The following is a 25,001-nucleotide window of genomic DNA, read 5'->3' as shown; positions in this document are numbered from 1 at the left end:
GGGACAGTACTAGATTTAATATGGTCATGGCTTAAGTGTGGATATATGGAAGAAGGTAAATATTACAATACCAAGACTGGTCAGGTCCAAGGTGGGGTCATTTCACCTTTACTTGCCAACATCTATTTGAATGAACTTGATTGGGAACTACACAAGGCTAAGATTTATTTTGTAAGGTATGCAGATGATTTTCTACTGTTTTGCGAAACTGAAGAAGAAGTTACAAGAACAGGTAACATCGCTAAATCAGTCATTGAATCTTTAGGACTAGAAGTTGCGATGAATAAAACCAAGGTAGTGGACTTTAAGAATGACGACTTTGATTTTCTAGGTTTCCATTTCAATCATTGGAAAACGAGCAAGAAAGGGAATGATTACTACTCAATCGTTCCCACAGAAAAGTCAATTAAAACATTCAAGAAGGCTATCAAGGACAAGACACAAAGGACGTGGACGAAACCTAAAGAAGAATGGATAAAGGATGTCAATCCCATCATCGTTGGTAAGACCAACTATTATTTGAATGTATACAAAGCTCTCAAAGTATTTGAAGGTCACATGCAAACACACTGTGTAATTCGTGCAATGAGCAAGCATCTGGAAAGAATGGACAAATATGTACGACAACGTCTGAGGATGTGCATGATACATAAACATCCAACAGTAAGGAAAGCATTTGGAATGTGCTATAAATGGAACATTGAATTCTTTGTGCGCATCGGTTTAATTCCCTCAAAATGGTGGTTCTACTACAAAATGTGGGGAACCTACACTATTGAGAAGTATGTAGAATACCATATGCATAGAAATAAGGTTGATATGGACAAGCGCATTCAGAAATCTAAAGAACTAGGTATAGCATTCTACACAAAAGAGAGATTAAAGAAAATGGACTACTCTTTCTCAAAATAGTCCTAACATAAATTAAATAAATAGTAAATTGGTAAGCCGTATGCATTAATAGTGCACGTACGGTTTGATAAGGGGCTAGCCTAGTGATAGGTTAGCCTACTTTCTTCTTGGTCTGAATTGTATTTTTTTCTGATTTTCAAATTTAATAGGTTTTTCTACTATTTCATGACAATGACGACAACGTGGTTCATAGGCTTCCTTAGCACCTACTAAGACAATAGGATCATTAAAAGAAGCAGGTTTACCATTAATAATACGCTGTGTTCTTGTGGCGGGTGCACCACATTTTGCACATACTGCAGTTAGCTTAGTCACGAACTCAGCACGTGTTAATAAATCAGGTAAGACACCAAATGGTTCACCACGGAAATCTTTATCTAAACCAGCAACCATTACACGTAATCCACTATCTGCAAGATACTCACAGATATCAACAACATCCTCATCAAAAAATTGTACTTCATCAATCGCTACAACATCTGTATCATAATTCACATGATTAAGTATTTCCTTTGCTTCACTGATGACAATACAAGGTACTTTACTTCCTGCATGTGAGGCAATTTCAGTTGTAGAATAACGATCATCAATCTTTGGCTTAAACACAAGAATATTCTTTCTCGCATAAGACAATACATTAATACGACGAATTAATTCTTCTGTCTTACCCGCAAACATACATCCACAGATGACTTCTATCCATCCTTCACGATATTGATTATACATTTAAAACCTCCTAAAAGTTCACATAGATTTCACATACTCACTGTATTATACAATTGTAGAAAAGAAAAGCCATAAAAAATTTTCCCTTAATCCCATTAAAAAGAGTCGGTTATCATACCGACTCTTTAATTTAATTCATTAATGACTTCATCAAGAGAATCTAATATTTTATATGTCTTATTTGCATATTCTTCTGTAGGATATTTCATATCAGGAATACAGATTACTTTAATACCAGCTGAAGAAGCGGCCTGAATACCTGCTTCACTATCTTCTAATACAAATGCTTCATCAGTCTTTACACCAAGCTTCTCACAAGACTTTAAGAAGACTTCTGGATGTGGTTTACCATGAGTCACTTCATCACCACAGATAGAATCATCAAAATATTGTGTAATATGAGCTTGTGCAAGAATAGTATCGACACGATCACGATTAGAAGAAGTAGCCACAATAGTCTTATAACCATTTTCTTTTAAATAATTAAGAAGCACTAATAAACCTTTCTTAACTGGGACACCTTCTGTTTCAAAACGTTTAGCCATTAAAGCATGTACATCTTTAATGACACTTTCAATTGGGAAATCCTGACCATAAGTATCATAGAATCTTTCATAAATTCCTTTAATAGGTTTACCTAATAATGTCTTATAAAATGTTTCATCCATTGTCAAATTCATTGGTTTTAAGATTTCCTGATAACATTCAAAAGTGACTCTTTCAGAATCAATCATCAAACCATCCATATCAAAAATAACTGCTTTAATCATATTTACAAACCTCCAACATATATATTCAAGTATATAAGAAATAGAAAGCGTCTTCAATTAATTGCGAAAAATAATTGAATATATTATAATGGGTACGATTTGGAAGAATTAACCAATTTATTTGATGAAAGCAACATTATTAAAAGAAAGGATAGAAGATGAATACACTATTAGAAAGACTACAGACAGTAGAAAAAAGATATGAAGAATTAACACAGATCCTTATGGATCCATCTATCGCGAATGATATTCAGAAGATGACACAGGCTTCTAAAGAACAGGCTTCTTTAGAAAAGGCTTATAACTTATATAAAGAATACAAGGCTTTATTAGATGGTATCGAAGAAGCCAAAGAATTATTAAATGAAAATGATCCTGAAATCAAAGAAATGGCTAAGATGGAATTAGAAGAATTAGAAAAGAAACAGCCAATCATGGAACATGATATCCAGATTGAATTAATTCCTAAGGATCCAAATGATGAAAAGAACGTAGTAATGGAAATTCGTGGTGCAGCCGGAGGAGATGAAGGTAATATCTTCGCAGGTGACTTATTTAGAATGTATTCTAAGTATGCTGAATCACAGGGATGGAAGATTGAAATTGAAGATGCTCAGCCTTCTGAAGCAGGAGGATATTCACTTATATCATTTATTATCAAGGGGAATGGTGTATATTCTAAGATGAAGTTTGAATCTGGTTCACATCGTGTACAGCGTGTGCCTAAGACTGAAACACAGGGACGTGTTCATACATCAACTGCCACAGTATTAGTTATGCCAGAAGCAGAAGAAGTAGATATCGATATTGATCCAAAGGATTTAAGAATTGATACTTACCGTTCATCTGGTGCTGGAGGACAGCATATCAATAAGACTGATTCTGCCGTACGTATTACACATATTCCAACAGGAATTGTAGCAACAAGCCAGGATGGTCGTTCACAGCATGATAACCGTGCGAAGGCTATGCAGTCATTACGTACAAGAGTTTATGAAGCTAAATTAAGAGAAGAAGAAGAAAAACTAGGAAACGAACGTCGTAATAAGATTGGTTCAGGTGACCGTGCTGAAAAGATCAGAACATACAACTATCCTCAGAACCGTGTGACTGACCATCGTATTGGTTTAACTATTCAGCAGTTAGATCGTATCATGGAAGGTAAATTAGAACCAATCATCGATGCATTAATCAATGAAGATCAGAGATTAAAACTTCTAGGAGAAGAAGAATAAGTGCTATTAGGTGAATTACTTAAACGTGCACATGATTTAATTGATGATCCACATACAAATATCCCTGAAAGACTCTATGAAGATCTCACAGGAGATGCTTATTATCAACTATTGTTGAAGAGGGAAGAGCCTGTTGAAGAGGCTCTTCTTATGCAATATAAGGATTATTTGGATAGATATTTAAAGGGTGAACCTTATCAGTATATTATTGGAAAAGAATATTTTTATGGTAGAGAGTTTGATGTCAATCCAAGTGTTCTCATACCTCGCTATGAAACAGAAGAACTTGTAGAAAAGGTTTTATCTTATATAAAACCAGGAATGGTTGTGGCAGATATAGGTACAGGCTCAGGTGCTATTGCAGTCACATTAGCTTGTGAATCTAAGGCAGATCTATATGCAGTAGATATCTCTAAAGAAGCTCTTAAAACAGCATCTCATAATGCGAAGAAACATGAAGCTTCTGCCACATTCTTAGAAGGAGACTTATTACAGCCTCTTATAGATCGAGATATTCACGTAGATATTCTTGTTTCTAATCCTCCTTACATTGATTATGATGAAGTATTAGATCCTCGAGTAGTGGATCATGAACCACATCTTGCATTATTTGCGGATGATCATGGTTATGCATGTTATGAAAATATATTTAAACAAGCTCCTTCAATATTAAAGGAGAAAGCGATTCTTGCATTTGAAATTGGATATAATCAAGGAGAAAGAATGAAGCATCTTGTTCCTCTCTATTTTCCAGATGATACATTTGAAGTCATCAAGGATATCAATGGAAAGGATAGAATGTTGTTCATTTATCATAACTATGAAAATATTTGAAACTGAACGTCTTACAATTAGAACACTTGATGAAAATGATATTGATCGTCTTGTAGAATATCGCAGTAAAAAGACTGTGTCTCAGTATCAATCCTGGAATAGATATACAAAAAGAGATGCGGTGAAACTCATCAAGAAGTGTAAAGATACTGTAATAGACCATAAAAAAGGGTCTATGCAGTTTGGTATTACAATCAAAGGAAGCCAGCATCTTATTGGTGATTTACATGTAGAGATCATGGCACCTCATACATTCTCTATTGGTTATACGTTGGACGATGTTTTCTGGAATAATGGCTTTGGCACTGAAGCTGTACTCGGACTCTTAAGCTATATGCATGAAGAACATGGTTTCTTCAAATGTATTGCCTATATCTATAAACAGAATGAAAAATCAAGACATCTCTTAAAGAAGATTGGTTTTAAGAAGTTTGATGAATCTTTCTTCTATGGGGATGAAGGATATATTTTTGACCTCGGTAACTTACAAAACATATATTTTGTGCTACAATAACAGATACGAGGTGGAACTATGATTAAAGAATATATTAAGAAGTATAGTAAAGCATCTATCATCACATCAGTGATTATGATTGTTGCTTCAGTATTGTTGATTGTTTTCCCAAGGACAATGTTGGATATTGTAGTTTATGTGATTTCAGGTGCATTATTTGTGGATGGTCTCATTCATCTTGTGACTTACTTTGCGTTAACTCATGATATGCGTATCTTTTCTAATGATTTATTAGAAGGTATTCTCGCATTACTAGCAGGCGTTTTTGTTGCATTCAATGCAGATGCATTCATTAGTGCACTCACAATGATCATTGGCTTATGGATTGTGATCAAAGGCTTATTAAACTTACAGCTTTCATTCCAGTTACAGCAGATTATTGAATTTAACTGGTTCTGGATCTTCTTATGTGCTGTACTTTGTGTTGCATTAGGCGTATTTATTATTGTACATCCTGTTGATATGGCTATTGGTTTAACTATGGCTGAAGGTATTGTATTATTAGTTACTGAAGTATTGAGTCTTATTCAGACAATCTATGTTTTACATAAACTCAATCATTCTAAAATGTCTAGATCATATATTAATTAAAAAGTACCATCACGGTACTTTTTTCATAAAGGAGAAACTATGTTGAATACATCATTATTAGACAAAAAAAAGAAATATCTCCTAGGTGTATCAGGTGGTCCTGATTCTATGGCACTTCTTGATATGATGCATGAATATTCAATTTGTGTCGCTCATGTAAACTATAATCTTCGAGATGATACAGAAGAAGACTATAAGGTAGTACATGACTATTGTATAGCACATTCTATTCCTTTTTATTATAAGGAATTTACACCGGATGATTATGTGAGAGGAAATTTTCAAAGTGTTGCAAGAGATATGCGTTATGCTTTTTATCAAGAAGTATATAAAACGGAACAATGTGATGCATTATGCTTAGGACATCAAAAGGATGATGTGATTGAAACTATTTATATGCACTTGGAACGTGACTCTCATCCTGATTATTTAGGGATCCAGGAAGTCTCTCATCGCTTAGGTATGACTATTATTAGACCATTACTTCATGTGACTAAACAAGATCTACGTGATTATTGTGATGATCATCATATTTTGTTTCATGATGACTATACTAATTTCCAGACAGAGTTCACAAGAGACCGTATCCGTAATACAATCTTGAATCAGTATACAGACTCACAAAAAGAAGAACTCTTGAAAAAGGGTGAAGAATACAATAAGAAGCAGGCATTAAAAAAACAAGAAGTAGACAAATACCTCACTGAACCACTTGATTATACATTGGTTCCAAAAGAACTTCTTCCTGATGTACTCTATGCTTTATTAAAGAAACATATAGAAGTATCCAAGATTTCTCATCATCTCATCGATGAAATCATCCATCAGATTCAATCCTCTAAACCCAATATTCAAATGCCTATTGGTGTTAATGAGGAGTTCATAAAAGAATATAATAATGTATACATTCGTAAATCTATAAAACAAGTAGATTATACGTATAGAATAGATCATAGACAGAACTTCGACTGTCCTTATTTCAAGATTCGAACACAGGGAGAAATGAATGATGGTATCCCTGTCAAGGATGAAGACTTTCCACTCACCATTCGTAATATGAGACCAGGCGATCGTATGGAAACAGCAGGGGGCACTAAAAAGGTTTCTAGACTATTTATTAATGCGAAAATTCCCTCACCATTACGACGTTATTGGCCAGTTGTATTAGATTGCCGTGGAAATATTCTTTTGGTCCCGGGAATTGCGAAAAACAAGGAGTATTTGTCTATCAATCCAGATTTGTTTGTGATAAAATAACAACGACTATACTAGGAGGTACGGTTCGATGCATAAGGACATGAAAGAAATATTATTTACACAGGAACAGATTTCTGAACGCTGTAAAGAATTAGGCGCACAGATCTCAAAAGATTATGAAGGTAAGAAGATTCTTCTTATTGGTCTTTTAAAGGGATCTATTCCATTCCTAGCAGAACTTTCTAAATATATTGAGGGCGATGTATATTTTGATTATATGTCAGTCAGCAGTTATAAAGGAACTGAATCTGGAACTATTCATATTAAGAAAGACGTTGATATTGATGTCAAAGGTATGGATGTATTAATCGTAGAAGACATCCTTGATACAGGTAAAACATTGGATACTGTTACACATATGTTGAAAGATCGTGGTACAGCATCTTGCGAAATCGTTACTATGCTTGATAAGCAGGAAGCAAGAAAGTATCCTGTACAGGCTAAGTATGTTGGTTTCCCTGTACCAGAATTATTCGTGGTTGGTTATGGTCTTGATTTTGATCAGAGATTTAGAAACCTACCATATATTGGTGTCTTAAAAGAAGAATGTTACCAGTAAGGAGTTTATGATGAAGAAGAATAACAAAACATTATTTAAAGCTATTCTTCCTTGGGTCATCGTATTATTATTGTTGAGTTCATTATTCCCATTCTTATTGAATAATGGCGGTAGTAAAGAATTAACTTATTCACAATTCATGACAGTAGTAAAAGATAAAAAGATAACTAACGTGACTATTACACCTAATAGTTTTGTAACCAAGGTCGAAGGTAGCTACAAGAAGAACTCTAAGGGCGATAAAGTGAACTTTACAACTATCGTTCCTAAGACAGACAAAGAATTAGATTCATTAACACAGGTTCTTGAAGACAAGAATGTCAAGATTAAGGTCACTGATTCAGAAAGTGATAACATGATCTGGAATATACTAGGTTCCATCCTTCCATATGTAATATTGTTTGGTGGTATGTTCTGGGTATTCAAGAACTTTAATGGTGCTGCAGGAGGCAACAATAAAGCCTTTGAATTTGGAAATTCTCGCGCTAAGCTAGAAAGAAATTCTAAGACTCGTTTTACAGATGTTGCAGGTGCAGATGAAGAAAAAGAAGAATTAACAGAACTTGTTGCATTCTTAAAGAACCCTAAGAAGTTTACTGAAATGGGTGCTAAAATTCCTAGAGGTGTTCTATTAGTAGGTCCTCCAGGTACAGGTAAAACATTATTAGCACGTGCTGTTGCAGGTGAAGCAAACGTTCCATTCTATTCTATTTCTGGTTCAGAATTCGTAGAAATGTTCGTTGGTGTTGGTGCTGGCCGTGTAAGAGATATGTTTAAGAAGGCAAAAGAAAATGCGCCTTGTATCATCTTTATTGATGAAATTGATGCCGTAGGTCGTCAGAGAGGTACTGGTGTTGGTGGCGGACACGATGAACGTGAACAGACATTAAACCAGTTACTTGTAGAAATGGATGGTTTTGAAGGCAACGAAGGTGTTATTATCCTTGCAGCTACTAACCGTGCAGATGTTCTTGACCCTGCATTATTACGTCCAGGACGTTTTGATAGACAGATCAGAGTATCTAACCCTGATAAGCGTGCAAGATCTCAGATCTTGAAGGTTCATGCAAGAAATAAACATTTTGCGCCAGATGTTGATTTTGATAACATCGCTCAGCGTACTCCTGGATTCTCAGGTGCAGAACTTGCGAACGTATTAAATGAAGCAGCATTACTTGCAGTAAGAAGCGGTCATCAGATGATCACATTAAGTGATGTCGATGAAGCGATTGATAGAGTTATTGGCGGTCCAGCTAAGAAGTCTAGAAAATATACTGAACATGAAAGAAAGCTTGTTGCTTATCATGAAACTGGACATGCGATTATTGGTTTGACATTAGAAGATGCCAACCAGGTACAGAAGGTCACAATTGTACCACGTGGTGATGCAGGTGGATACAACTTGATGACTCCTAGAGAAGAAACTTACTTCTCAACTAAGAAACAGTTACTTGCAACTATTACAGGTTATATGGGTGGTCGTACGGCTGAAGAAATCTTCTTCGGTGATGTATCATCAGGTGCTCATAACGATATTGAACAGGCTACACGTATTGCTCGTATGATGGTTGCAGAACTTGGTATGAGTGAACTTGGTCCAATCAAGTATGACAGTGGTGATAACGCCGTATTCTTAGGTCGTGACTATTCACAGTTAAGTAATACACATTCTGGTCAGATCGCATTTGAAATTGACCAGCAAGTACGTAAAATCATCGAAACAGCGCATGCTCAGGCAACTGAAATCATCAACAATAATAAAGATAAAATGGATATTATTGCGAATGCATTGCTTGAACATGAAACATTGAATCATGAACAGATTCAGTCTTTATATAACACTGGTAAAATGCCAGAAACATATGATGGAACAGAAGAACATGTTGACACTCATGATGACAACAATAACACTCCTGAACCACCTAAGGCTGATCCAGAAGATGATTTACTAGATGAAATGAAATAAGCGCTTTGCGCTTATTTTCATTTAGGAGGTAATAAAATGCAGCGTAGATTTATGGTAAGACTATTAGTAGGTATTATTGTCATTAGTATGATTTTGCCTCTATTAAGCTATTTTGCGATAGGGAGATGAGATAAATGAAAGATTATTTAGTACGTGGACTCGTTAATTCAAAGAACTGTCGTGTTTTTGCCTGTACAACAACTAACCTTACAAATGTTGCACAGCAGAATCATAACTTATGGCCTTGTGCAAGTGCTGCACTTGGACGTATGATGGCAGTCACTTTAATGATGGGTGCTATGAATAAGAATAAAGAAAAGATGACAGTAGTCATCAACGGTGGTGGACCAATCGGTACAATGCTTTGTACAACAAATTCTGATGGTAAAATCAAGGGATTTGTATCTAATCCAGAAGTTCACTATACATACAACGATACAGGTAAGCTTGCAGTAGGCTTATGTGTAGGTAATCAGGGTACTATCCAGGTCACTCGTGATATGGGATTAAAGGAACCTATTACATCTAGTTCTCCATTACAGACTGGTGAAATTGGTGACGATTTCTCTTATTACTTCATGTTATCAGAACAGGTACCATCAGTTGTTGCCGTAGGTGTTCTTGTAGAAGAAGACAATACTGTAAGAAGCGCAGGTGGTTATATTATTCAGTTATTACCAGAAGCAACTGAAGAAGATATTGCGTATATTGAAGATAAGATCAAGAATACACCACCAGTATCACAGTTATTAGATGAAGGACATACTCCAGAAGAAATCTTAAAGATGATCTTTGAAGATGTTGAAATCCTAGATACACAGGATTTATCATTTGAATGCGATTGTAGTAAAGAAAAGATGGAAGAAGCTTTATCTACTCTTCATACAAAAGATCTAGAAGATATGATTAATGAAGATCATGGCTGTGAGATTACATGTCAGTTCTGTAATGCACATTATCAGTTCAGTGAAGATGAATTAAAGGAAATACTTAAAAAACGCCAGTAAAATGGCGTTTTTTTACACTGTCTGGTATTATACAAAGATCAGTTAACATATATCATGGAAGGGAATAGAATTGAATAATTGATCTTTTTAGAGTTGTATAACAGCTGCCTCCTTTCAATAACTAGTATAGTGTATGAATCTATAATAATTATCTATATATTATGGAGAAATATGTGTTGCATTAATGAAGTGCTTTGACTGGACATTCTTTTGTACATTCATAACAAAGAATACAGTCAGTGCCGTTTATACGTCTACGTGATTCATTGTTGACTTCTACATTCATCGGACATACTTTTAAACATTTATTACAATGAACACATTTATTCTCATCGCAATGTACACGTAGGAGTGAATAATAACTCATAGGCTTAAGAAATACTGTAATAGGACACAAATACTTACAGAATGCACGATTATCTTTAAATATATAGGCAAGCGCAATACCCACAATATAGTAAAAGGCGTTACCTAGAAGAAATAGATAGAACATGATCTTTTCTAGATGAGCGACCTTCATTAAGAATAATCCTGATACCAATGCAAGAGAACATACAAACATGACATAACGTAGTATGCCTAGTTTTTTAACTCTTGGTTTCTGTGGTCTTTTAAAAGGTAAGAAGTCAAGGATCATAGCCGTCCAGCAGGCATAACCACACCATCCTCGACCAAATATAAGAGGTCCAAAGATCTTCGCAATCGCATAGTGAATAGTGGCTGCTTCAAAAGTACCCAAAAACAAATAGTACCAGAAGCCTTCAATCTGCATATTTTCTTGAGAAATAATACCTAAATAAAACAACATATAAGTGCCTACTGCCAATTGTACAAAATGTCTTGCATAGCTCTTTCCTGTAGTAAATAATGCGGTGCCTAAGGCAAGACATGTTCCTATATAACTGAAGTTCACCATGTAAAATAAATTATCTTTAGTGAGCCATAAAGTAATCGCAATCATCTCAAATAATATAAACATGATTATAGAGAAAGTGTATTTTCTTTTCATCTTCATTCCTCCCTTATAGTTATCTTAAAATATAGGAATTAATACTACAATCAAATTCCTGTAAAACATACAAAAAGGAGCAGGAAGGGAAGACCTGCTCCTTATGTCCTATTAGTAAAATAGGGAAGGGAAATGAAAACGATATATATATTATTGAAAGGATCGGGAACTTCCTTTCACAACTCATAGTATAAAGATAATTTATCTTTGTATTGTGTCAGGAATATGGTATATTTTGTGATGGTGATTAAAAAATGTTGAAAATTGGAAACGTAGAAATAAAACATCCTATTATCATGGCTCCTATGGCAGGTATCACAAATGTCGCTTACCGTAGACTTGTAAAAAAGTTTGGTGCAGGACTTGTAGTATCTGAAATGGTCAGTGATAAAGCGTTATGTTATGGAAATCAAAAGACAATTGATATGCTTGCAGTGGGTGAAGATGAACACCCTATGAGTATGCAGATTTTTGGTGGTGAAGTAGAGACTATGGTCAAAGCTGCCAAGTTTGTAGAGGAACATTCTGATTGTGATATTATTGATATTAATATGGGATGTCCTGTAAATAAGGTATTAAAGGCTCATGCAGGTAGTTATTTAATGCAGTATCCAGAACTTGCATATGATATTGTGAAGGCAGTCGTAGAAGCAGTGAATGTACCAGTGACTGTTAAGATGCGTATCGGTTATGATATGAAGCATATTAACTGTGTAGAAATGGCACAATTAATGGAAAAAGCAGGTGCAAGTGCAGTAGCTATTCATGGTCGTACACGTTCACAGATGTATGAAGGTCATGCAGACTGGTCATGGATTAAAAAAGTAAAAGAAGCAGTCAGCATTCCAGTTATTGGGAATGGTGATGTCAGAACACCTGAAGATGCGAAAAGAATGATGGAAGAAACAGGCTGTGATGCTGTTATGGTTGGTAGAGGTGCTTTAGGTAATCCATTTGTGATTCGTAGAATGGTGAAATATCTAGAAGAAGGTATTCTAGAAGAAGAACCAGACTATCATGCACGTATTCAGTTATGTATTGATCATGCCCATCGTTTAGTAAAAACGGAAGGTGAAAAGAATGCGATTAGACAAATGCGTGGACAAGCGCCTTGGTATGTCAAAGGGTTAAGAGGTTCTGCAAAGATTAAGAATCATTTAACACAGATGAATACATTAGAAGAATTAGAAACAATTCTAAAAGACTTTGAGAAAGAACTAGAAGGTGAGTAATCATCTTCTTTTTGTTTTATAATAGAGTAAAGGAGATGATTATATGGCTATACTTTATTCTATGTGTGTTCCTCATCCTCCATTAATTATTCCTGAAATAGGTCAAGGAGAAGAGAAAACTATTAGTAACACAATACAATCTTATAAATCCATTATGAAATATGTATCTACTCTTCCTATAGAAACAGTCATTGTGATTAGTCCTCATGCAATCGCCTATAGTGATTATATTCATATATCTCCTGGTAAACATGCATCAGGAGACTTTAGACAGTTTGGTGCAGGAAATGTAAGAATAGAAGTGGATTATGATTCAGATCTTGTAAAGAAGATCACTCGATCTGCCAAGAATCATCATATATTCGCAGGAACATTAGGAAAAGATGATGATTTAGATCACGGCACTATGATTCCTCTTTACTTTCTAAATAAGTATCTAAAAGACTATAAAGTTGTAAGAATTGGAATATCTGGTTTATCTCCTCTTACTCATTATCGCTTTGGACAATGTATTAAAGAAGCAGTGGGAGATAAGAATGTTTTATTAATTGCGAGTGGTGATTTGTCTCATTGTTTAAAAGAGGATGGTCCTTATGGTTATAAAAAAGAAGGACCGCTCTTTGATCATGATATTATTACAGCATGGAAGAATAGCGACTTTATGCGTTTTCTAACATTTGATACCATCTTTACTGAAGCAGCTGCTGAATGTGGACTCAGATCATTTCAGATCATGGCAGGTGCTTTAGATCAAAAGAAGATTAAACCAAACTATTATTCTTATGAAGGAGCATTTGGAGTAGGTTATGGAATATGTGGCTTTGAAATATGTGGTGAAGATTTAACACGTGATATAGGAAACCAATATAAAAAGAAAATGCAGGAAGAAGTCAAGAAAATCAAAGAACATGAAGATGACTATGTCAGACTGGCTAGAACCACAATAGAACATTATGTGAAAGAAAAAGTAGAAATCATTCCAGAAGTCACAAAAGAGATGAAAAGACGTGCAGGTGTCTTTGTATCTATTCATGAAGAAGGACGTTTGAGAGGCTGTATTGGTACCTTTATGCCTGTTCAGGATAATATTGCCTTAGAAATAGTACATAATGCGATTAGTGCATGTAGTGAAGATCCACGCTTTGATCCTATTACAGAAGAAGAACTAGATAATCTCATTATCTCAGTCGATGTATTAGGAAAAATAGAACCTGTAGAAGATATTAGTACATTAGATCCTCATATCTATGGTATTATAGTATCCCATGGTTCTAAAAGAGGTTTACTCCTACCTGATTTAGAAGGTGTGGATACAGTGACTGATCAGATTCAGATAGCTTGTCATAAAGCAGGTATTCATGAAGGAGAGAAGATCAAGATAGAAAGATTCAAGGTGATCAGACATGATTAGATGTGATTTATGCCCTCATCATTGTGTATTAAAAGAAGGACAGACAGGATTCTGTCATCAAAGAATCAATAAAGAAGGACATATAGGACTTAAAGACTATGGTGCTATTACATCACTGTCTTTAGATCCTATTGAAAAGAAACCTCTTTATCATTTCTATCCTGAAACACAGATATTATCTGTAGGTTCTTATGGCTGTAATATGAAATGTCCTTTCTGTCAGAACTATACAATATCACAGGATAGAGGTTCTTCTATACAGGTGCATACAACACCTGAAAAACTTGTAGAAGTGGCCTTAGATTTAAAAAAAGAAGGGAATATCGGTATTGCGTTTACTTATAATGAACCAATGATCAGTTATGAGTTTATTTATGATACTTTTGTATTATGTAAGAAGCATGATTTAAAGACTGTTATTGTCTCTAATGGAATGATAGAAGAGAAATACATAAAGGAGCTCTTGCCATTAGTAGATGCATGGAATATTGATTTAAAGGCATTTAGAGAAGATATCTATAAGACACTCTCTGGTGATTTAGAAACAGTAAAGAAGAGTATTCAAATAGCTTCATCAAGTCATCTAGAAGTCACTTCTTTGATTGTCCCTGGTATCAATGATAGTCTTAAAGATATGGAAGAAGAAGCAAAGTGGTTAGCGTCTATTGATCCGAATATTGTGTTACATATCACACGTTATTTTCCTGAGTATCATTATCATGAATCTCCTACATCTATAGAACTTATTGACCAAATGGTAGAAGTGGCTAAGAAATATTTAAAGAATGTATATAGAGGTAATTGTTAGATGTTTAATGAAGAAAAGATTAAAAGCTTTAGTACAACAGATATGCGTATATATAACTATATATTGAAGCACAGCATTCAATTCCCTTATATGAGTATAAGAGAACTTGCAGATGAGATTCCTACATCTACAGCTTCTATTATGCGCTTTGTGAAAAGGATGGGATATGACAGCTTTCCGGAATTAAAATATGCTTATAAGAAAGGAGAAAAAGAAGTCTCTCTTTATATGGTGAATGACCTAGATGAAACTATCGACTGTTTAAAGAAGTTCAATACCCCTTATTATCAGGATTTATTCAAAGAAATCGCATATATACTAGGTGACGCGAATATGATTATTTTTGATGGTATGGGAGATTCAGCTAAGATTGCAGAATATGCAGCAAGACGCTTTTCTATCAATGGTTTCTTTAGTGCTGCCTTAACAGATCCATATCAGAGGGTATCCATGGATGGTACAGGTATTGTGGTTGTCATGTTATCAGTTTCAGGAAATACGCCTGAACTTATTAGAAAAGCCAATGATTATAAAGCAGCAGGCAGTACTTTAATCACAATTACTGCATCAGACGATAATACACTCGCAAAAATGAGTGATCACAATATCAGCTACTATGTTAACGATGTAAGAACGGAAGAGATGTCTCGTACTACGCAGGTACCCGCCTTGAGTATCATTGAGATTCTTTCTAATACAACTCAGCGCATATGTCACAATACGTTACAATAGTAAAACATTTTGCAGATAATGCATACTATTCAAGAAGGGCTTCAAGCCCTTTTTTTATTTTTAATCCTCTGATAGAATCAATTACGGAAAACGAAATCGTTTTCAACATCGGCCGAATGAAATAAGAAGAGGAGAAACAAAATGGAAGCAATTCAAAGCTTTATGGAACGTTACTTCGTACCATTAGCTGCAAAAATCAATGGTCAGCGCCATGTGGCAGCCGTGCGTGATGCGTTCACTTTATCATTCCCACTCACAATGGGTGGTTCAATGGTTTTACTTATTAACTATGTATTATTAGATCCTACAGGATTCATCGCAAAATTACTTCACTTAGGTGATTTAATTCCAAACTTAGCTCAGTATCAGGCTGTTTTAAGTTCTGTTATCAATGGTACAACTAATATCTTATCAATCATCATCGCATTCTTAGTGGCTTATCAGTTAGCTCAGGAAATGGGTGGAGATAAAGTATTATGTGGTATTACATCTCTTTCATCTTTCTTTATTCTTTATCCTGCTGCTCAGGCATTTGCAGGTAAGAATGCAGGAACTGGTTTAACAACTACTTACTTTGGTGCACAGGGATTATTCGTTGCATTATTAGTAGGTCTATTAACTACAGAATTATTAACTCGTTTTGGTAGAAATGAAAAGTTAAGAATCAAGATGCCAGAAATGGTACCTCCTGCAGTAGCACAGTCATTTAATTTATTAATCCCAATGATGTTAGTACTTGCCATCATGGGTGTATTAAACTACTTATTCTCAATGATTACTCCTGAAGGTATTCAGGTTGTTGTTTATAACGCTATCCAGGCTCCATTAACATCTCTTGGAAGCTCTATGGGTACAATCATCGTATTCGTATTAGTACAGCAGATGTTATGGATTGTAGGTATCCATGGTCCTAACACTTTAAGTGCATTACGTTCAGTGATCTTCACAGAACAGGGAAACGCAAACTTAGCTTATGTTGCAGCTCATGGTTCTGCATGGGGTGCACCTTACCCAGTTAACTGGGGTTCAATCAACGATGCATTTGGTAATGGTGGAGGATCAGGTGCTACACTTGGTTTAATTGCCGCTATGTTTATCGTAGGTAGAAAGAATAAAGGTGAATATTCTATTTGTAAGATGTCATTAGTTCCAGGACTATTCAACATCAACGAACCAATCATGTTCGGTTTACCAATCGTTATGAACCCAATGTATGTTATTCCATTTATCTTAGCACCAATCGTATGTAACCTTATTGGTTATTTCTGTGTATGTGTGATTAAGATCATCCCACCAGTTGCTTATCAAGTTGCTTGGACAACTCCAGGATTCTTAACACCATTCTTAGGATCAGGTGCTAACAACATTATGGCATTAGTTATAGGTATTCTTTGCTTTGTCGTAAGTACTTTAATTTACTTACCATTCGTTGCAGCAAGCACAAGAGCCGCTATCAAGAAAGAAGCAGAAGAAGCAGGAGAAAACAATGCGTAAAGACTTCTTATGGGGTGGAGCAGTTGCTGCACATCAGGTAGAAGGTGGATTTAATGAAGGTGGTAAAGGACCAAATGTCTCAGATATGATGACAGTTGGTTCTGCCACTACTCGTAGAAAGATCACTAAAACAATTGAACCTGATCAGTTCTACCCAAATCATACAGCGATTGATTTCTATCACCACTATAAGGAAGATATCGCTTTATTTAAAGAAATGGGATTTAAATGTTTTAGAACATCTATTTCCTGGGCAAGAATCTTCCCAATGGGAGATGAAGAAACACCAAATGAAGAAGGCTTAAAGTTCTATGATGATATGTTTGATGAACTATTAAAGAATGGTATTCAGCCAGTCATCACATTATCACACTTTGAAATGCCTTATCATTTAGTTGAAAAATATGGTGGATGGAGAAACAGAAAGATGATTACATTCTTTGTAAGATTCGCAAAAGTATGTTTCGAAAGATACCACAATAAAGTTAAATACTGGATGACTTTCAATGAAATCAACAACCAGGCGAACTATGAAGCAGACGTAGCTGTATTTACTAACTCAGGTATTATATTTGAAGAAGGTGAAGACAAAGAACGTACTGTTTATCAGGCAGCACATTATGAACTTGTTGCAAGTGCGATGGCTATTAAAGAAGGACATGCTATTGATCCTTCTATGATGATCGGCTGCATGATTGCGATGACACCTATTTATCCTTACTCATGTAATCCAGATGATATGTTGAAGGCAGTAGGTGCAAATCATAAGCGTTTCTGGTATATGGATGTTCATGCAAGAGGACGTTATCCAGGTTATATGAAATCTTTCTTTGAAAGAAAGAACTTCAATCTAGATATTACTGAAGAAGACTTAGCTGTTCTTCCTCAGGGTACAGTAGATTATATTGGATTTAGTTATTATATGTCATTTGCGGTTAAGGGTGATGGAGATGTCAACCTTGACTATAATGAAGAAACAGATTTATGTGATAACCCATATATTTCTAAGACTGAATGGGGATGGCCAATTGATGCGAAAGGTTTAAGATATAGCTTAAACTGGATGTATGACCGTTATAACCTTCCTCTATTTATTGTAGAAAATGGCTTCGGTGCAGTGGACCAGATGGTAGATGGAAAAGTACATGACCAGTACCGTATTGATTACCTTAAAGCGCATATCGAAGAAATGAAGAAGGCAGTAGATATTGATGGTGTAGACTTATTAGGTTATACTGTTTGGGGATGTATTGACTGTGTTAGCTTTGGTACGGGTGAAATGAAGAAACGTTATGGTTTCATTTATGTAGATAAAGATAATGCAGGTCATGGAACACTTGCAAGAAGCAAGAAGGATTCCTTTGATTGGTATAAGAAAGTAATAGAAAGTAACGGAGAAAAATTATGAAAAAATACTTAGTTCTAGATGTTGGTGGTAGTGCTATTAAATATGCAGTAATGGATGCAGAAAAGAATATATATGAAAGAGGTAAGGTACCTACTCCCTTAGATTGCCTTGATTCATTTGTGAATAGCGTTGAATCTCTATATAATACATATTCTGATGTATCTGGTATTGCGATGAGTATGCCAGGAAGAATTGATCCTAATAAGGGTTATTGTTACACTGGTGGTGCTTTAACTTATAATCATGATATAAATATGGCAGAATTACTATCTGAGCGTTGTGGTGTAAGAGTCACAATTGGTAATGATGCAAAATGTGCCGCTAATGCAGAACTAGGTTTTGGTAGTCTTCAGGATATTCAGGACGGCGCTGTAGTGATTCTTGGCACAGCTATTGGTGGTGCTTTAATTAAGGATCATAAGGTACTAAGCGGATGTAGATTTGGTGCAGGTGAATTTTCTAATATTATCACTGATTACCATAAGCCATATGATGGTGATACATCTTGGTATGCAAGTAATGGAATCAATGGATTATTATTACATATCCAGGAAGCATTAGAAACAGAAGAAAACTATACTGGTGAAGAAATCTTTGAAATGGCAAATAATGGAAATGAAGCTGTTTTAAAAGGATTAAATCAGTTCTGTTTAGAAACTGCAGTACAGATCTACAACATCAATCAGATCTTTGATTGTGAAAAAGTAGCGATTGGTGGAGGTATTAGTGCACAGCCATTACTATTAGAACTTATCAAAAAGAACTTTGATGAAATCTATAATTCATGTTATGCAAGCACATTACCACCAGAAATCGTAGTTTGTGAATATCGTAATGATGCGAACTTAATCGGTGCTTTATATCAGCACTTAAATTAATAAAGGAGGATGATAAGATGTGGAATAAATTAAGAAATGAACCTGTGAATAAAACAGGTTATATCAAACGTATAATCGCTTATGGTATTGATTGGTATTTAGGAAGTGTCTTATCATCACTTCCTCTTATTTTGTTGTATATGTCTCTTCATAAGGATGCTGTCTATATTCCTCAGCAGTTATCTATATTTAAGGGATATTATCAAGTACTTGCAGGTGTTCTTTCACTCTCAGTTGCATTTGTGTACTATGTCGTATTACCTATAATCTGGAAAGGACAGACTTTAGGTAAAAAACTATTAGGATTAAAGATTGTGAATGACGACTATCAAGAAGTGAATGTGAAACAACTGATCATCAGACAGGTTATTATGATCTTCTTAGTAGAAGGAAGTATTTATACATGCAGTAATATGTTTCATCAGTTAGTCAATGTATTAACTGGATACAATATTGCCTCTACCTGGAATAAAGTAGGACTCGTTATTACTATATTATCTGGGATACTTGTGATTATCTTAAAGTCTAAGAAATCATTACATGATATTGTCTCACATACACTTGTTGTAGACATTAAGTCAGAAGACTATAAGAATATGTTGTTGAGTATTGAAAAGAAAAATAAGAAACAGAATAAGAAAATGAAAAAGAGATTTGCATAAAGTATGATAAAATACCTTTTGGAGGTATTTTATGGTTACGGTAGATCAAATGAATCAATTAAGTGATTTAGAATTAGATATTTACAACTACATCATTTCTCATCGTCATGAAGTGATTAATATGAAACTTAAAGATTTATCTACAGATCTTCATGTATCTTCTTCTATGATTACAAGAGTAGCTAAAAAACTTGGTTATGAAGGATTCTTAGAATGGAAAGCAGAAATGAAACTGGATCAGGAAGATAAACCTATACAAAATAAACGTGCTTTAAATTATATTCTCGATTATTTTAATCGAGTAGACAATAAAGAGTTTGATGATCTTATTCATCAAGCGGCTGAAATAATTGTGAACAGTCACGAGGTGATCTGTTCTGGCATTGGCCTAAGTGATGCGATTGCGAAATTTGCGGCTTCTTTATTTAATCGTAAGGGAAAACGTACAATGTATAGTGGAGACTTCAGTAGCCGTTTTAGGGGGATGTATGATCAAAATGACTGTGCTCTTTTCTTCACAGTTTCAGGAGAAACAAGAGAAATCATTGATTGTATCAAAGACTTAAAAAAATATGATATTAAGATTATTGTGATTACCAATAGTGCCTCTTCAACAGCTGCAAAGATGTCTGATTTAGCTCTTACGTATTATATGCCAAGTACTAAAAATGGTGACTTTTATAGTTCAGCAACACAGGTACCTGTTCTCTATATTATTGAGTCTATTGCGAATCTGTTTATAGAATATGGAATTTACTAAAGAATGCTTGAAAGGCATTCTTTTATTTGTTTAAATGTTCTATGATATGAGAAGAAAGAGGGACGCTATGAGGGAAAATCTAGAAAAGTACGGCGAAGTTATTGCCGGAAGTATCTTATTATCTTTAGGAATCTGGTTGTTCGTAACACCTAATGGCTTGAACTTTGGAGGCGTTATTGGAACATCACAGATTATTGAAGTTTTTGTAAGAAAACTTCTACCAATTCCTAAATCAATGAATATTGTAGGGATTATCAACTTCATGATTAATATTCCATTATTTGTAATGGGATATAGAATCTTGAACAGAGAATTCTGTATCAAAACTGCTATGAGTGTTATTGTACAGACTATTACCTTATCTGTTCTGCCAAACCAGACACATGCTATTATGCCTGATATGTTATCTAACTGTATTTTTGGGGCTATTATGTGTGGCGTTGGTGTAGGACTTGCCCTAAAAGGTAGTGGTAGTACAGGTGGTATTGATATTGCCGGTGTATGCTTATCTAAGACTAATCCAGGATTCTCAGTAGGTAAGTTATCAACTATTGTGAATGCTGTTATTTTAACTTGTTGTGCATTCATCTTTGATTTGCAGACTACACTGTATTCTATTATCTTTGTATTTGTATTGTATTTTATTAGTGATCGTATTCACTATCAGAACATCAATGTGATAGCATTAATCTTCACCAAAGAAAAAAATATGAAGAATGTGATTATGGAAAAGACTGGCAGAGGTGTAACTTACTGGATGGGTAAGGGTGCTTATACAGAAAATGATCAATATATTCTTTATTGTGCAATCAATAAATATGAAATGAAAACATTTAAGAAACTTGTTCATGATATTGATCCGCAGGCATTTGTGACTATTAGTGAGGATTCAGAAATCCTTGGTGGATTTGAAAAACGTCTATAGACAATTTACTTGAAGTAGGCTTATAAATTGACCTTGACAACATCTTTATTTATTGTCTATAATACTTGAGTAAAAGCGATGAACAGAAGAGTAGTATCAATGGAACGCAGAGAGAATTCCTGGCTGGTGTAAAGGAATGGGAAAGTTGATACGAATAAAGACTGGGAGCTGTATTTTGGATCTAACGTGATAAAATAACGTGTTGCCGCGTTAAGGCTTAATGAGGTCTACTTATGTAGATGAATAAGGGTGGTACCACGGTTAACTCTCGTCCCTAGCGGATGAGAGTTTTTATATTCTAAAGAAGGAGAACAGACATGGAAGAAAGAAAGTTTACTGATCAGGAATTAGTAAGAAGACAGAAGTTACAGGAACTTAAAGATCTTGGAATTGATCCATTTGGACAGAGATTTGATGTGACTGCTTATACTTCAGACATTAGAAAGAACTATGGCGATAAGACTGCAGAAGAATTAGAAGAAAGCAAACCAGCTGTAAGTATTGCGGGTCGTATTGTTGCAAAGAGAAGAAAAGGTAAAGTATGCTTCATGAACCTTCTTGATAGAGATGGAAAAATCCAGTTATATATCAAGAAAGATACTGTTGGTGAAGATGTTTATGAATTAGTTAAGAAGAGCGATTTAGGTGATATTATCGGTATTGATGGTGAAGTATTCATGACTCATACGGGTGAATTAACTGTAAGAGTAGAAAAGTATACACACCTTACTAAGGCTTTAAGACCTTTACCAGAAAAGTTCCATGGTTTAACAGATACTGAAGAACGTTTCAGAAGAAGATATGTTGACTTAATCATGAATGATGAAGCACGTAAAGTAGCCTTCATGAGACCTAAGATTGTTCGTTCAATCCAGCATTATTTAGATGACAAAGGTTATACAGAAGTAGAAACACCAATCATGAACTCTATTCTTGGTGGTGCTGCAGCTAAGCCTTTCATCACTCATTTCAATGCATTAGATAAAGATTTCTACTTAAGAATCGCAACAGAATTAAACCTTAAGAGATTAATCGTAGGTGGTATGGATGCTGTTTATGAAATCGGTCGTTTATTCAGAAATGAAGGTATGGACAGAACTCATAACCCAGAATTCACTACTATTGAAGTATATAAAGCATTCTCTGATCTTGAAGGTATGATGGACTTAACAGAAGGTATCATTGCGAATGCCGCAATGACTGTCAATGGTACTTATGATGTAGAATACAAAGGTCATTCTATTTCATTAGCACCTGGATTCAAGAGAATCTCTATGGTTGAAGCAATTAAAGAAAAGACTGGTGTTGACTTTGGTGAACAGAAGACTTTTGAAGAAGCTAAGAAACTTGCTGAAGAACATGGTATTGAAGTAGAACCACATTTTGCATATGGTCATATTGTCAATGCATTCTTTGAAAAGTATGTAGAAGAAACAATTGTAGAACCAACATTCGTATATGGTCATCCAATTGAAATTTCTCCACTTGCAAAGAAGAACTTACAGGATCCTCGTTTCACTCAGAGATTCGAGTTATTCATCTGTGGTAACGAATATGCAAATGCATTCACAGAATTAAATGATCCAGATGATCAGTATGAAAGATTCGCAAATCAGTTAAAAGAAAAAGAATTAGGTAACGATGAAGCCAACGAAATGGATATGGACTATGTAGAAGCCCTTGAATACGGTCTTCCACCAACTGGTGGTATGGGTATGGGTATCGACAGATTAGTTATGTTATTAACTGGTCAGGAAACTATCCGTGAAGTTATCTTATTCCCACATATGAAGAATAAATAAATTTATGTATTAATATTAGGCATATCTCATGCAAGAGATGTGCTTTTTATTTTATGGTTTTTGAAATGTGATGGAATGAAAACAGAAAATGTGGAGTAATAGAAAATGGAAATATGATGGAATGAAAACTAAAAATGTGAAGGAATAAAATTGTAAAATATGATGGAATTCACTGTAATGAGTATGAGAGCATATATGAAGAATTATAAAGACTAACTTTTTTTTGAAAATGGTGTTGTTTATTTTAGTATAATACAAGATATTTAAAAAGAGGGCTTAACCCCTCTTATAAACTCTTCTTCACAAATATTTTATTGAATATACTTCTTGTAAATTCATCATCATTCATCTTGTTCTCTAAGTACTGATTAAAGTTTTTCTCATTCTCTTTTACTTGTTTAAAATGTGGATAATTCTCTTCAATCATCTTTCTAGTAGTAGTGTAGGTACTTCCACTAAAGTTATACTGAATAGATTGTACATTATCAATTAAAGAGAAGATAGACACAGAATTATAGATCAGGCTCTTATTGATATAAAGATCCTCATTATGATACCAGTCTGTCGCATTGTAGTTCACAGTGAGTCCTTGATTTTTAGAATCAATTTGAAAAACATAATCGTATTCATGCAAAGGCAGACTATTTAATAAATTTCCTATATTGGAATTATTACCAATATATGGATTCTTATACTTCTTAATATTGTGTATGCCACTCAATGGTCTGTTAAATACAGTTGTAGGAACAGTATCTTCTGTATATTTCTTTGCGCTATCTACAATATAATACTCATTAGGTGTGTTTTTATTTATTCTATAAACATTATAGAATGGATTGTAGTAGGTTGTCACATTAGAAGTCTTAATCATATAAACATAGATTGGAGGTCTATGAGAAGTTATAACACCTACATAATCCATCAGCATAAATCCACATAATATTGCAATAAATACTCCACTACTTATTAATAATCTATTTCTCTTCAACTCTTTTGATAACCCATAAACAAATACTATAATACCTACAATAGAGTAAATACAGCACCAGCTGCTTTCTTTATCTAATATCGCAAAGGCAGCAAAACATAGAAATGCGCCAAAAATCATAATGCCAATAGAAACCTTTCTTTTCTCTTGTACAAGCATATTCTTACTATAATTAATTGTATTCTTTAAGCTCTTTTCTGTTGTTTCCATGATTTTATCTTCCGTTATATATTTCCCATTGAGTAGTTCATTTAAAGAAATGCCCAAAGTTTCACTTAACGGAATCAGTAAAGACAAATCAGGCATATAGTTTCCATTCTCCCAGCGTGATATTGTCTTATTACTGACACCTAATATATTTCCTAGTTGTTCTTGAGTGAGACCTTTTCTTTTTCTATTCTCAGAAATGAACTTTCCTATCTTTTTTGTATCCATAACGTTTCTCCTTTCATGAAAACTATAAAAAAAAGCATGAAACAACAACACCCCACAAATAGCGAATCCACTATTTTTATTATATA

24 protein-coding genes and 1 other annotated feature are annotated in these 25,001 nt (G+C 34.6%); of the genes, 20 read left to right on the top strand and 4 right to left on the bottom strand.

All coding sequences use genetic code 11. The features are described from left to right. Positions 1 to 912: reverse transcriptase domain-containing protein (locus tag DW269_RS04870; protein ID WP_255413834.1), on the top strand; the 912-nt coding region annotated here is incomplete at its 5' end. Positions 913 to 1,008: 96 nt separating this feature from the next. Here DW269_RS04870 and DW269_RS04865 read toward each other — a convergent pair. Further along, positions 1,009 to 1,638: a thymidine kinase gene (locus DW269_RS04865; RefSeq protein ID WP_117458770.1), complete on the bottom strand. Its 630-nt coding sequence runs from the start codon at positions 1,636 to 1,638 to the stop codon at positions 1,009 to 1,011. Positions 1,639 to 1,763: 125 nt separating this feature from the next. Continuing rightward, entirely contained in the window at positions 1,764 to 2,408 is a 645-nt protein-coding gene (locus DW269_RS04860; protein ID WP_117458769.1) for an HAD family phosphatase, read from the bottom strand. A 158-nt stretch (positions 2,409 to 2,566) separates the two neighbouring features. On the opposite strand from DW269_RS04860, the gene prfA reads away from it, so the two are divergent. From prfA to hslO, 8 genes are all read left to right on the top strand, one after another. Continuing rightward, complete coding sequence (prfA, locus tag DW269_RS04855) at positions 2,567 to 3,643, top strand: peptide chain release factor 1 (RefSeq protein WP_006504848.1); 1,077 nt, start codon at positions 2,567 to 2,569, stop codon at positions 3,641 to 3,643. Continuing rightward, a complete protein-coding gene (prmC, locus tag DW269_RS04850) occupies positions 3,644 to 4,477 on the top strand; it encodes a peptide chain release factor N(5)-glutamine methyltransferase (RefSeq protein ID WP_117458768.1) in 834 nt (277 codons plus the stop codon). Next, the gene (locus tag DW269_RS04845; protein ID WP_158546306.1) at positions 4,464 to 4,991 is read left to right on the top strand and encodes a GNAT family N-acetyltransferase; all 528 of its coding nucleotides are present in this window, start codon (positions 4,464 to 4,466) and stop codon (positions 4,989 to 4,991) included. The genes prmC and DW269_RS04845 overlap by 14 nt, the downstream gene beginning before the upstream one ends. Before the next feature lie 18 nt (positions 4,992 to 5,009). Continuing rightward, a complete protein-coding gene (locus DW269_RS04840; protein ID WP_117458766.1) occupies positions 5,010 to 5,582 on the top strand; it encodes an HdeD family acid-resistance protein in 573 nt (190 codons plus the stop codon). A gap of 39 nt (positions 5,583 to 5,621) precedes the next feature. Then, on the top strand, positions 5,622 to 6,839 hold the full coding sequence (gene tilS / locus DW269_RS04835; RefSeq protein ID WP_233502426.1) for a tRNA lysidine(34) synthetase TilS: 1,218 nt from the start codon (positions 5,622 to 5,624) through the stop codon (positions 6,837 to 6,839). A gap of 28 nt (positions 6,840 to 6,867) precedes the next feature. Further along, positions 6,868 to 7,398: a hypoxanthine phosphoribosyltransferase gene (gene hpt / locus DW269_RS04830; RefSeq protein WP_022425752.1), complete on the top strand. Its 531-nt coding sequence runs from the start codon at positions 6,868 to 6,870 to the stop codon at positions 7,396 to 7,398. Between the two features lie 7 nt (positions 7,399 to 7,405). Beyond that, a complete protein-coding gene (gene ftsH, locus DW269_RS04825) occupies positions 7,406 to 9,364 on the top strand; it encodes an ATP-dependent zinc metalloprotease FtsH (protein WP_199409933.1) in 1,959 nt (652 codons plus the stop codon). Positions 9,365 to 9,498: 134 nt separating this feature from the next. Continuing rightward, positions 9,499 to 10,371, top strand: coding sequence for an Hsp33 family molecular chaperone HslO (gene hslO, locus DW269_RS04820; RefSeq protein ID WP_117458764.1), 873 nt, complete (start codon positions 9,499 to 9,501; stop codon positions 10,369 to 10,371). Between the two features lie 181 nt (positions 10,372 to 10,552). On the opposite strand, the gene DW269_RS04815 is transcribed toward hslO, so the two are convergent. Further along, positions 10,553 to 11,380 (bottom strand): 4Fe-4S dicluster domain-containing protein, encoded by an 828-nt coding sequence (locus DW269_RS04815; RefSeq protein ID WP_199409931.1) that lies wholly within the window; start codon positions 11,378 to 11,380, stop codon positions 10,553 to 10,555. Positions 11,381 to 11,634: 254 nt separating this feature from the next. Between DW269_RS04815 and dusB the strand changes: the two genes are divergently transcribed. From dusB to lysS, 11 genes are all read left to right on the top strand, one after another. Then, the gene (dusB, locus tag DW269_RS04810; protein ID WP_117458762.1) at positions 11,635 to 12,612 is read left to right on the top strand and encodes a tRNA dihydrouridine synthase DusB; all 978 of its coding nucleotides are present in this window, start codon (positions 11,635 to 11,637) and stop codon (positions 12,610 to 12,612) included. Between the two features lie 43 nt (positions 12,613 to 12,655). Next, positions 12,656 to 14,023, top strand: coding sequence for an AmmeMemoRadiSam system protein A (gene amrA / locus DW269_RS04805; protein WP_117458761.1), 1,368 nt, complete (start codon positions 12,656 to 12,658; stop codon positions 14,021 to 14,023). After that, positions 14,016 to 14,831, top strand: a complete 816-nt coding sequence (gene amrS / locus DW269_RS04800) for an AmmeMemoRadiSam system radical SAM enzyme (protein ID WP_117458760.1) — start codon at positions 14,016 to 14,018, stop codon at positions 14,829 to 14,831. Before amrA ends, amrS begins: the two co-directional genes overlap by 8 nt. Further along, positions 14,832 to 15,563 (top strand): MurR/RpiR family transcriptional regulator, encoded by a 732-nt coding sequence (locus tag DW269_RS04795; protein WP_117458759.1) that lies wholly within the window; start codon positions 14,832 to 14,834, stop codon positions 15,561 to 15,563. A gap of 141 nt (positions 15,564 to 15,704) precedes the next feature. Further along, positions 15,705 to 17,057 carry a PTS sugar transporter subunit IIC gene (locus DW269_RS04790; protein ID WP_117458758.1) on the top strand — a complete coding sequence of 451 codons (1,353 nt, stop codon included), beginning with the start codon at positions 15,705 to 15,707 and terminating at the stop codon, positions 17,055 to 17,057. Beyond that, positions 17,050 to 18,465, top strand: coding sequence for a 6-phospho-beta-glucosidase (locus DW269_RS04785; protein ID WP_117458757.1), 1,416 nt, complete (start codon positions 17,050 to 17,052; stop codon positions 18,463 to 18,465). Before DW269_RS04790 ends, DW269_RS04785 begins: the two co-directional genes overlap by 8 nt. Beyond that, complete coding sequence (locus tag DW269_RS04780) at positions 18,462 to 19,343, top strand: ROK family protein (protein WP_117458756.1); 882 nt, start codon at positions 18,462 to 18,464, stop codon at positions 19,341 to 19,343. Before DW269_RS04785 ends, DW269_RS04780 begins: the two co-directional genes overlap by 4 nt. A gap of 17 nt (positions 19,344 to 19,360) precedes the next feature. Beyond that, positions 19,361 to 20,005 (top strand): RDD family protein, encoded by a 645-nt coding sequence (locus tag DW269_RS04775; protein WP_117458755.1) that lies wholly within the window; start codon positions 19,361 to 19,363, stop codon positions 20,003 to 20,005. 31 nt (positions 20,006 to 20,036) lie between these two features. Continuing rightward, positions 20,037 to 20,765, top strand: coding sequence for a MurR/RpiR family transcriptional regulator (locus DW269_RS04770; protein ID WP_117458754.1), 729 nt, complete (start codon positions 20,037 to 20,039; stop codon positions 20,763 to 20,765). A 67-nt stretch (positions 20,766 to 20,832) separates the two neighbouring features. Beyond that, positions 20,833 to 21,690 carry a YitT family protein gene (locus DW269_RS04765; protein ID WP_117458753.1) on the top strand — a complete coding sequence of 286 codons (858 nt, stop codon included), beginning with the start codon at positions 20,833 to 20,835 and terminating at the stop codon, positions 21,688 to 21,690. Between the two features lie 69 nt (positions 21,691 to 21,759). After that, positions 21,760 to 21,969 (top strand) — a binding site (T-box leader). A gap of 38 nt (positions 21,970 to 22,007) precedes the next feature. Beyond that, complete coding sequence (lysS, locus tag DW269_RS04760) at positions 22,008 to 23,492, top strand: lysine--tRNA ligase (RefSeq protein WP_117458752.1); 1,485 nt, start codon at positions 22,008 to 22,010, stop codon at positions 23,490 to 23,492. Positions 23,493 to 23,778: 286 nt separating this feature from the next. On the opposite strand, the gene DW269_RS04755 is transcribed toward lysS, so the two are convergent. After that, the gene (locus DW269_RS04755) at positions 23,779 to 24,915 is read right to left on the bottom strand and encodes a DUF4825 domain-containing protein (RefSeq protein ID WP_117458751.1); all 1,137 of its coding nucleotides are present in this window, start codon (positions 24,913 to 24,915) and stop codon (positions 23,779 to 23,781) included. Between the last annotated feature and the right edge of the window lie 86 nt (positions 24,916 to 25,001).

The organism is Catenibacterium sp. AM22-6LB (assembly GCF_003435615.1).
Classification (GTDB): Bacteria; Bacillota_I; Bacilli_A; order Erysipelotrichales; family Coprobacillaceae; genus Catenibacterium; species Catenibacterium mitsuoka_A.
This window is presented reverse-complemented; position numbering and strand designations above follow the sequence as displayed.

Excerpts from the sequence above, each read along its gene's own strand:
- DW269_RS04865 (WP_117458770.1), bottom strand. The coding sequence starts at position 1,638 with ATGTATAATCAATATCGTGAAGGATGGATAGAAGTCATCTGTGGATGT.
- DW269_RS04860 (WP_117458769.1), bottom strand. The coding sequence starts at position 2,408 with ATGATTAAAGCAGTTATTTTTGATATGGATGGTTTGATGATTGATTCT.
- prfA (WP_006504848.1), top strand. The coding sequence starts at position 2,567 with ATGAATACACTATTAGAAAGACTACAGACAGTAGAAAAAAGATATGAA.
- DW269_RS04845 (WP_158546306.1), top strand. The coding sequence starts at position 4,464 with ATGAAAATATTTGAAACTGAACGTCTTACAATTAGAACACTTGATGAA.
- DW269_RS04840 (WP_117458766.1), top strand. The coding sequence starts at position 5,010 with ATGATTAAAGAATATATTAAGAAGTATAGTAAAGCATCTATCATCACA.
- tilS (WP_233502426.1), top strand. The coding sequence starts at position 5,622 with ATGTTGAATACATCATTATTAGACAAAAAAAAGAAATATCTCCTAGGT.
- hpt (WP_022425752.1), top strand. The coding sequence starts at position 6,868 with ATGCATAAGGACATGAAAGAAATATTATTTACACAGGAACAGATTTCT.
- ftsH (WP_199409933.1), top strand. The coding sequence starts at position 7,406 with ATGATGAAGAAGAATAACAAAACATTATTTAAAGCTATTCTTCCTTGG.
- hslO (WP_117458764.1), top strand. The coding sequence starts at position 9,499 with ATGAAAGATTATTTAGTACGTGGACTCGTTAATTCAAAGAACTGTCGT.
- DW269_RS04815 (WP_199409931.1), bottom strand. The coding sequence starts at position 11,380 with ATGAAAAGAAAATACACTTTCTCTATAATCATGTTTATATTATTTGAG.
- dusB (WP_117458762.1), top strand. The coding sequence starts at position 11,635 with ATGTTGAAAATTGGAAACGTAGAAATAAAACATCCTATTATCATGGCT.
- amrA (WP_117458761.1), top strand. The coding sequence starts at position 12,656 with ATGGCTATACTTTATTCTATGTGTGTTCCTCATCCTCCATTAATTATT.
- amrS (WP_117458760.1), top strand. The coding sequence starts at position 14,016 with ATGATTAGATGTGATTTATGCCCTCATCATTGTGTATTAAAAGAAGGA.
- DW269_RS04795 (WP_117458759.1), top strand. The coding sequence starts at position 14,832 with ATGTTTAATGAAGAAAAGATTAAAAGCTTTAGTACAACAGATATGCGT.
- DW269_RS04790 (WP_117458758.1), top strand. The coding sequence starts at position 15,705 with ATGGAAGCAATTCAAAGCTTTATGGAACGTTACTTCGTACCATTAGCT.
- DW269_RS04785 (WP_117458757.1), top strand. The coding sequence starts at position 17,050 with ATGCGTAAAGACTTCTTATGGGGTGGAGCAGTTGCTGCACATCAGGTA.
- DW269_RS04780 (WP_117458756.1), top strand. The coding sequence starts at position 18,462 with ATGAAAAAATACTTAGTTCTAGATGTTGGTGGTAGTGCTATTAAATAT.
- DW269_RS04775 (WP_117458755.1), top strand. The coding sequence starts at position 19,361 with ATGTGGAATAAATTAAGAAATGAACCTGTGAATAAAACAGGTTATATC.
- DW269_RS04770 (WP_117458754.1), top strand. The coding sequence starts at position 20,037 with ATGGTTACGGTAGATCAAATGAATCAATTAAGTGATTTAGAATTAGAT.
- DW269_RS04765 (WP_117458753.1), top strand. The coding sequence starts at position 20,833 with ATGAGGGAAAATCTAGAAAAGTACGGCGAAGTTATTGCCGGAAGTATC.
- lysS (WP_117458752.1), top strand. The coding sequence starts at position 22,008 with ATGGAAGAAAGAAAGTTTACTGATCAGGAATTAGTAAGAAGACAGAAG.
- DW269_RS04755 (WP_117458751.1), bottom strand. The coding sequence starts at position 24,915 with ATGGATACAAAAAAGATAGGAAAGTTCATTTCTGAGAATAGAAAAAGA.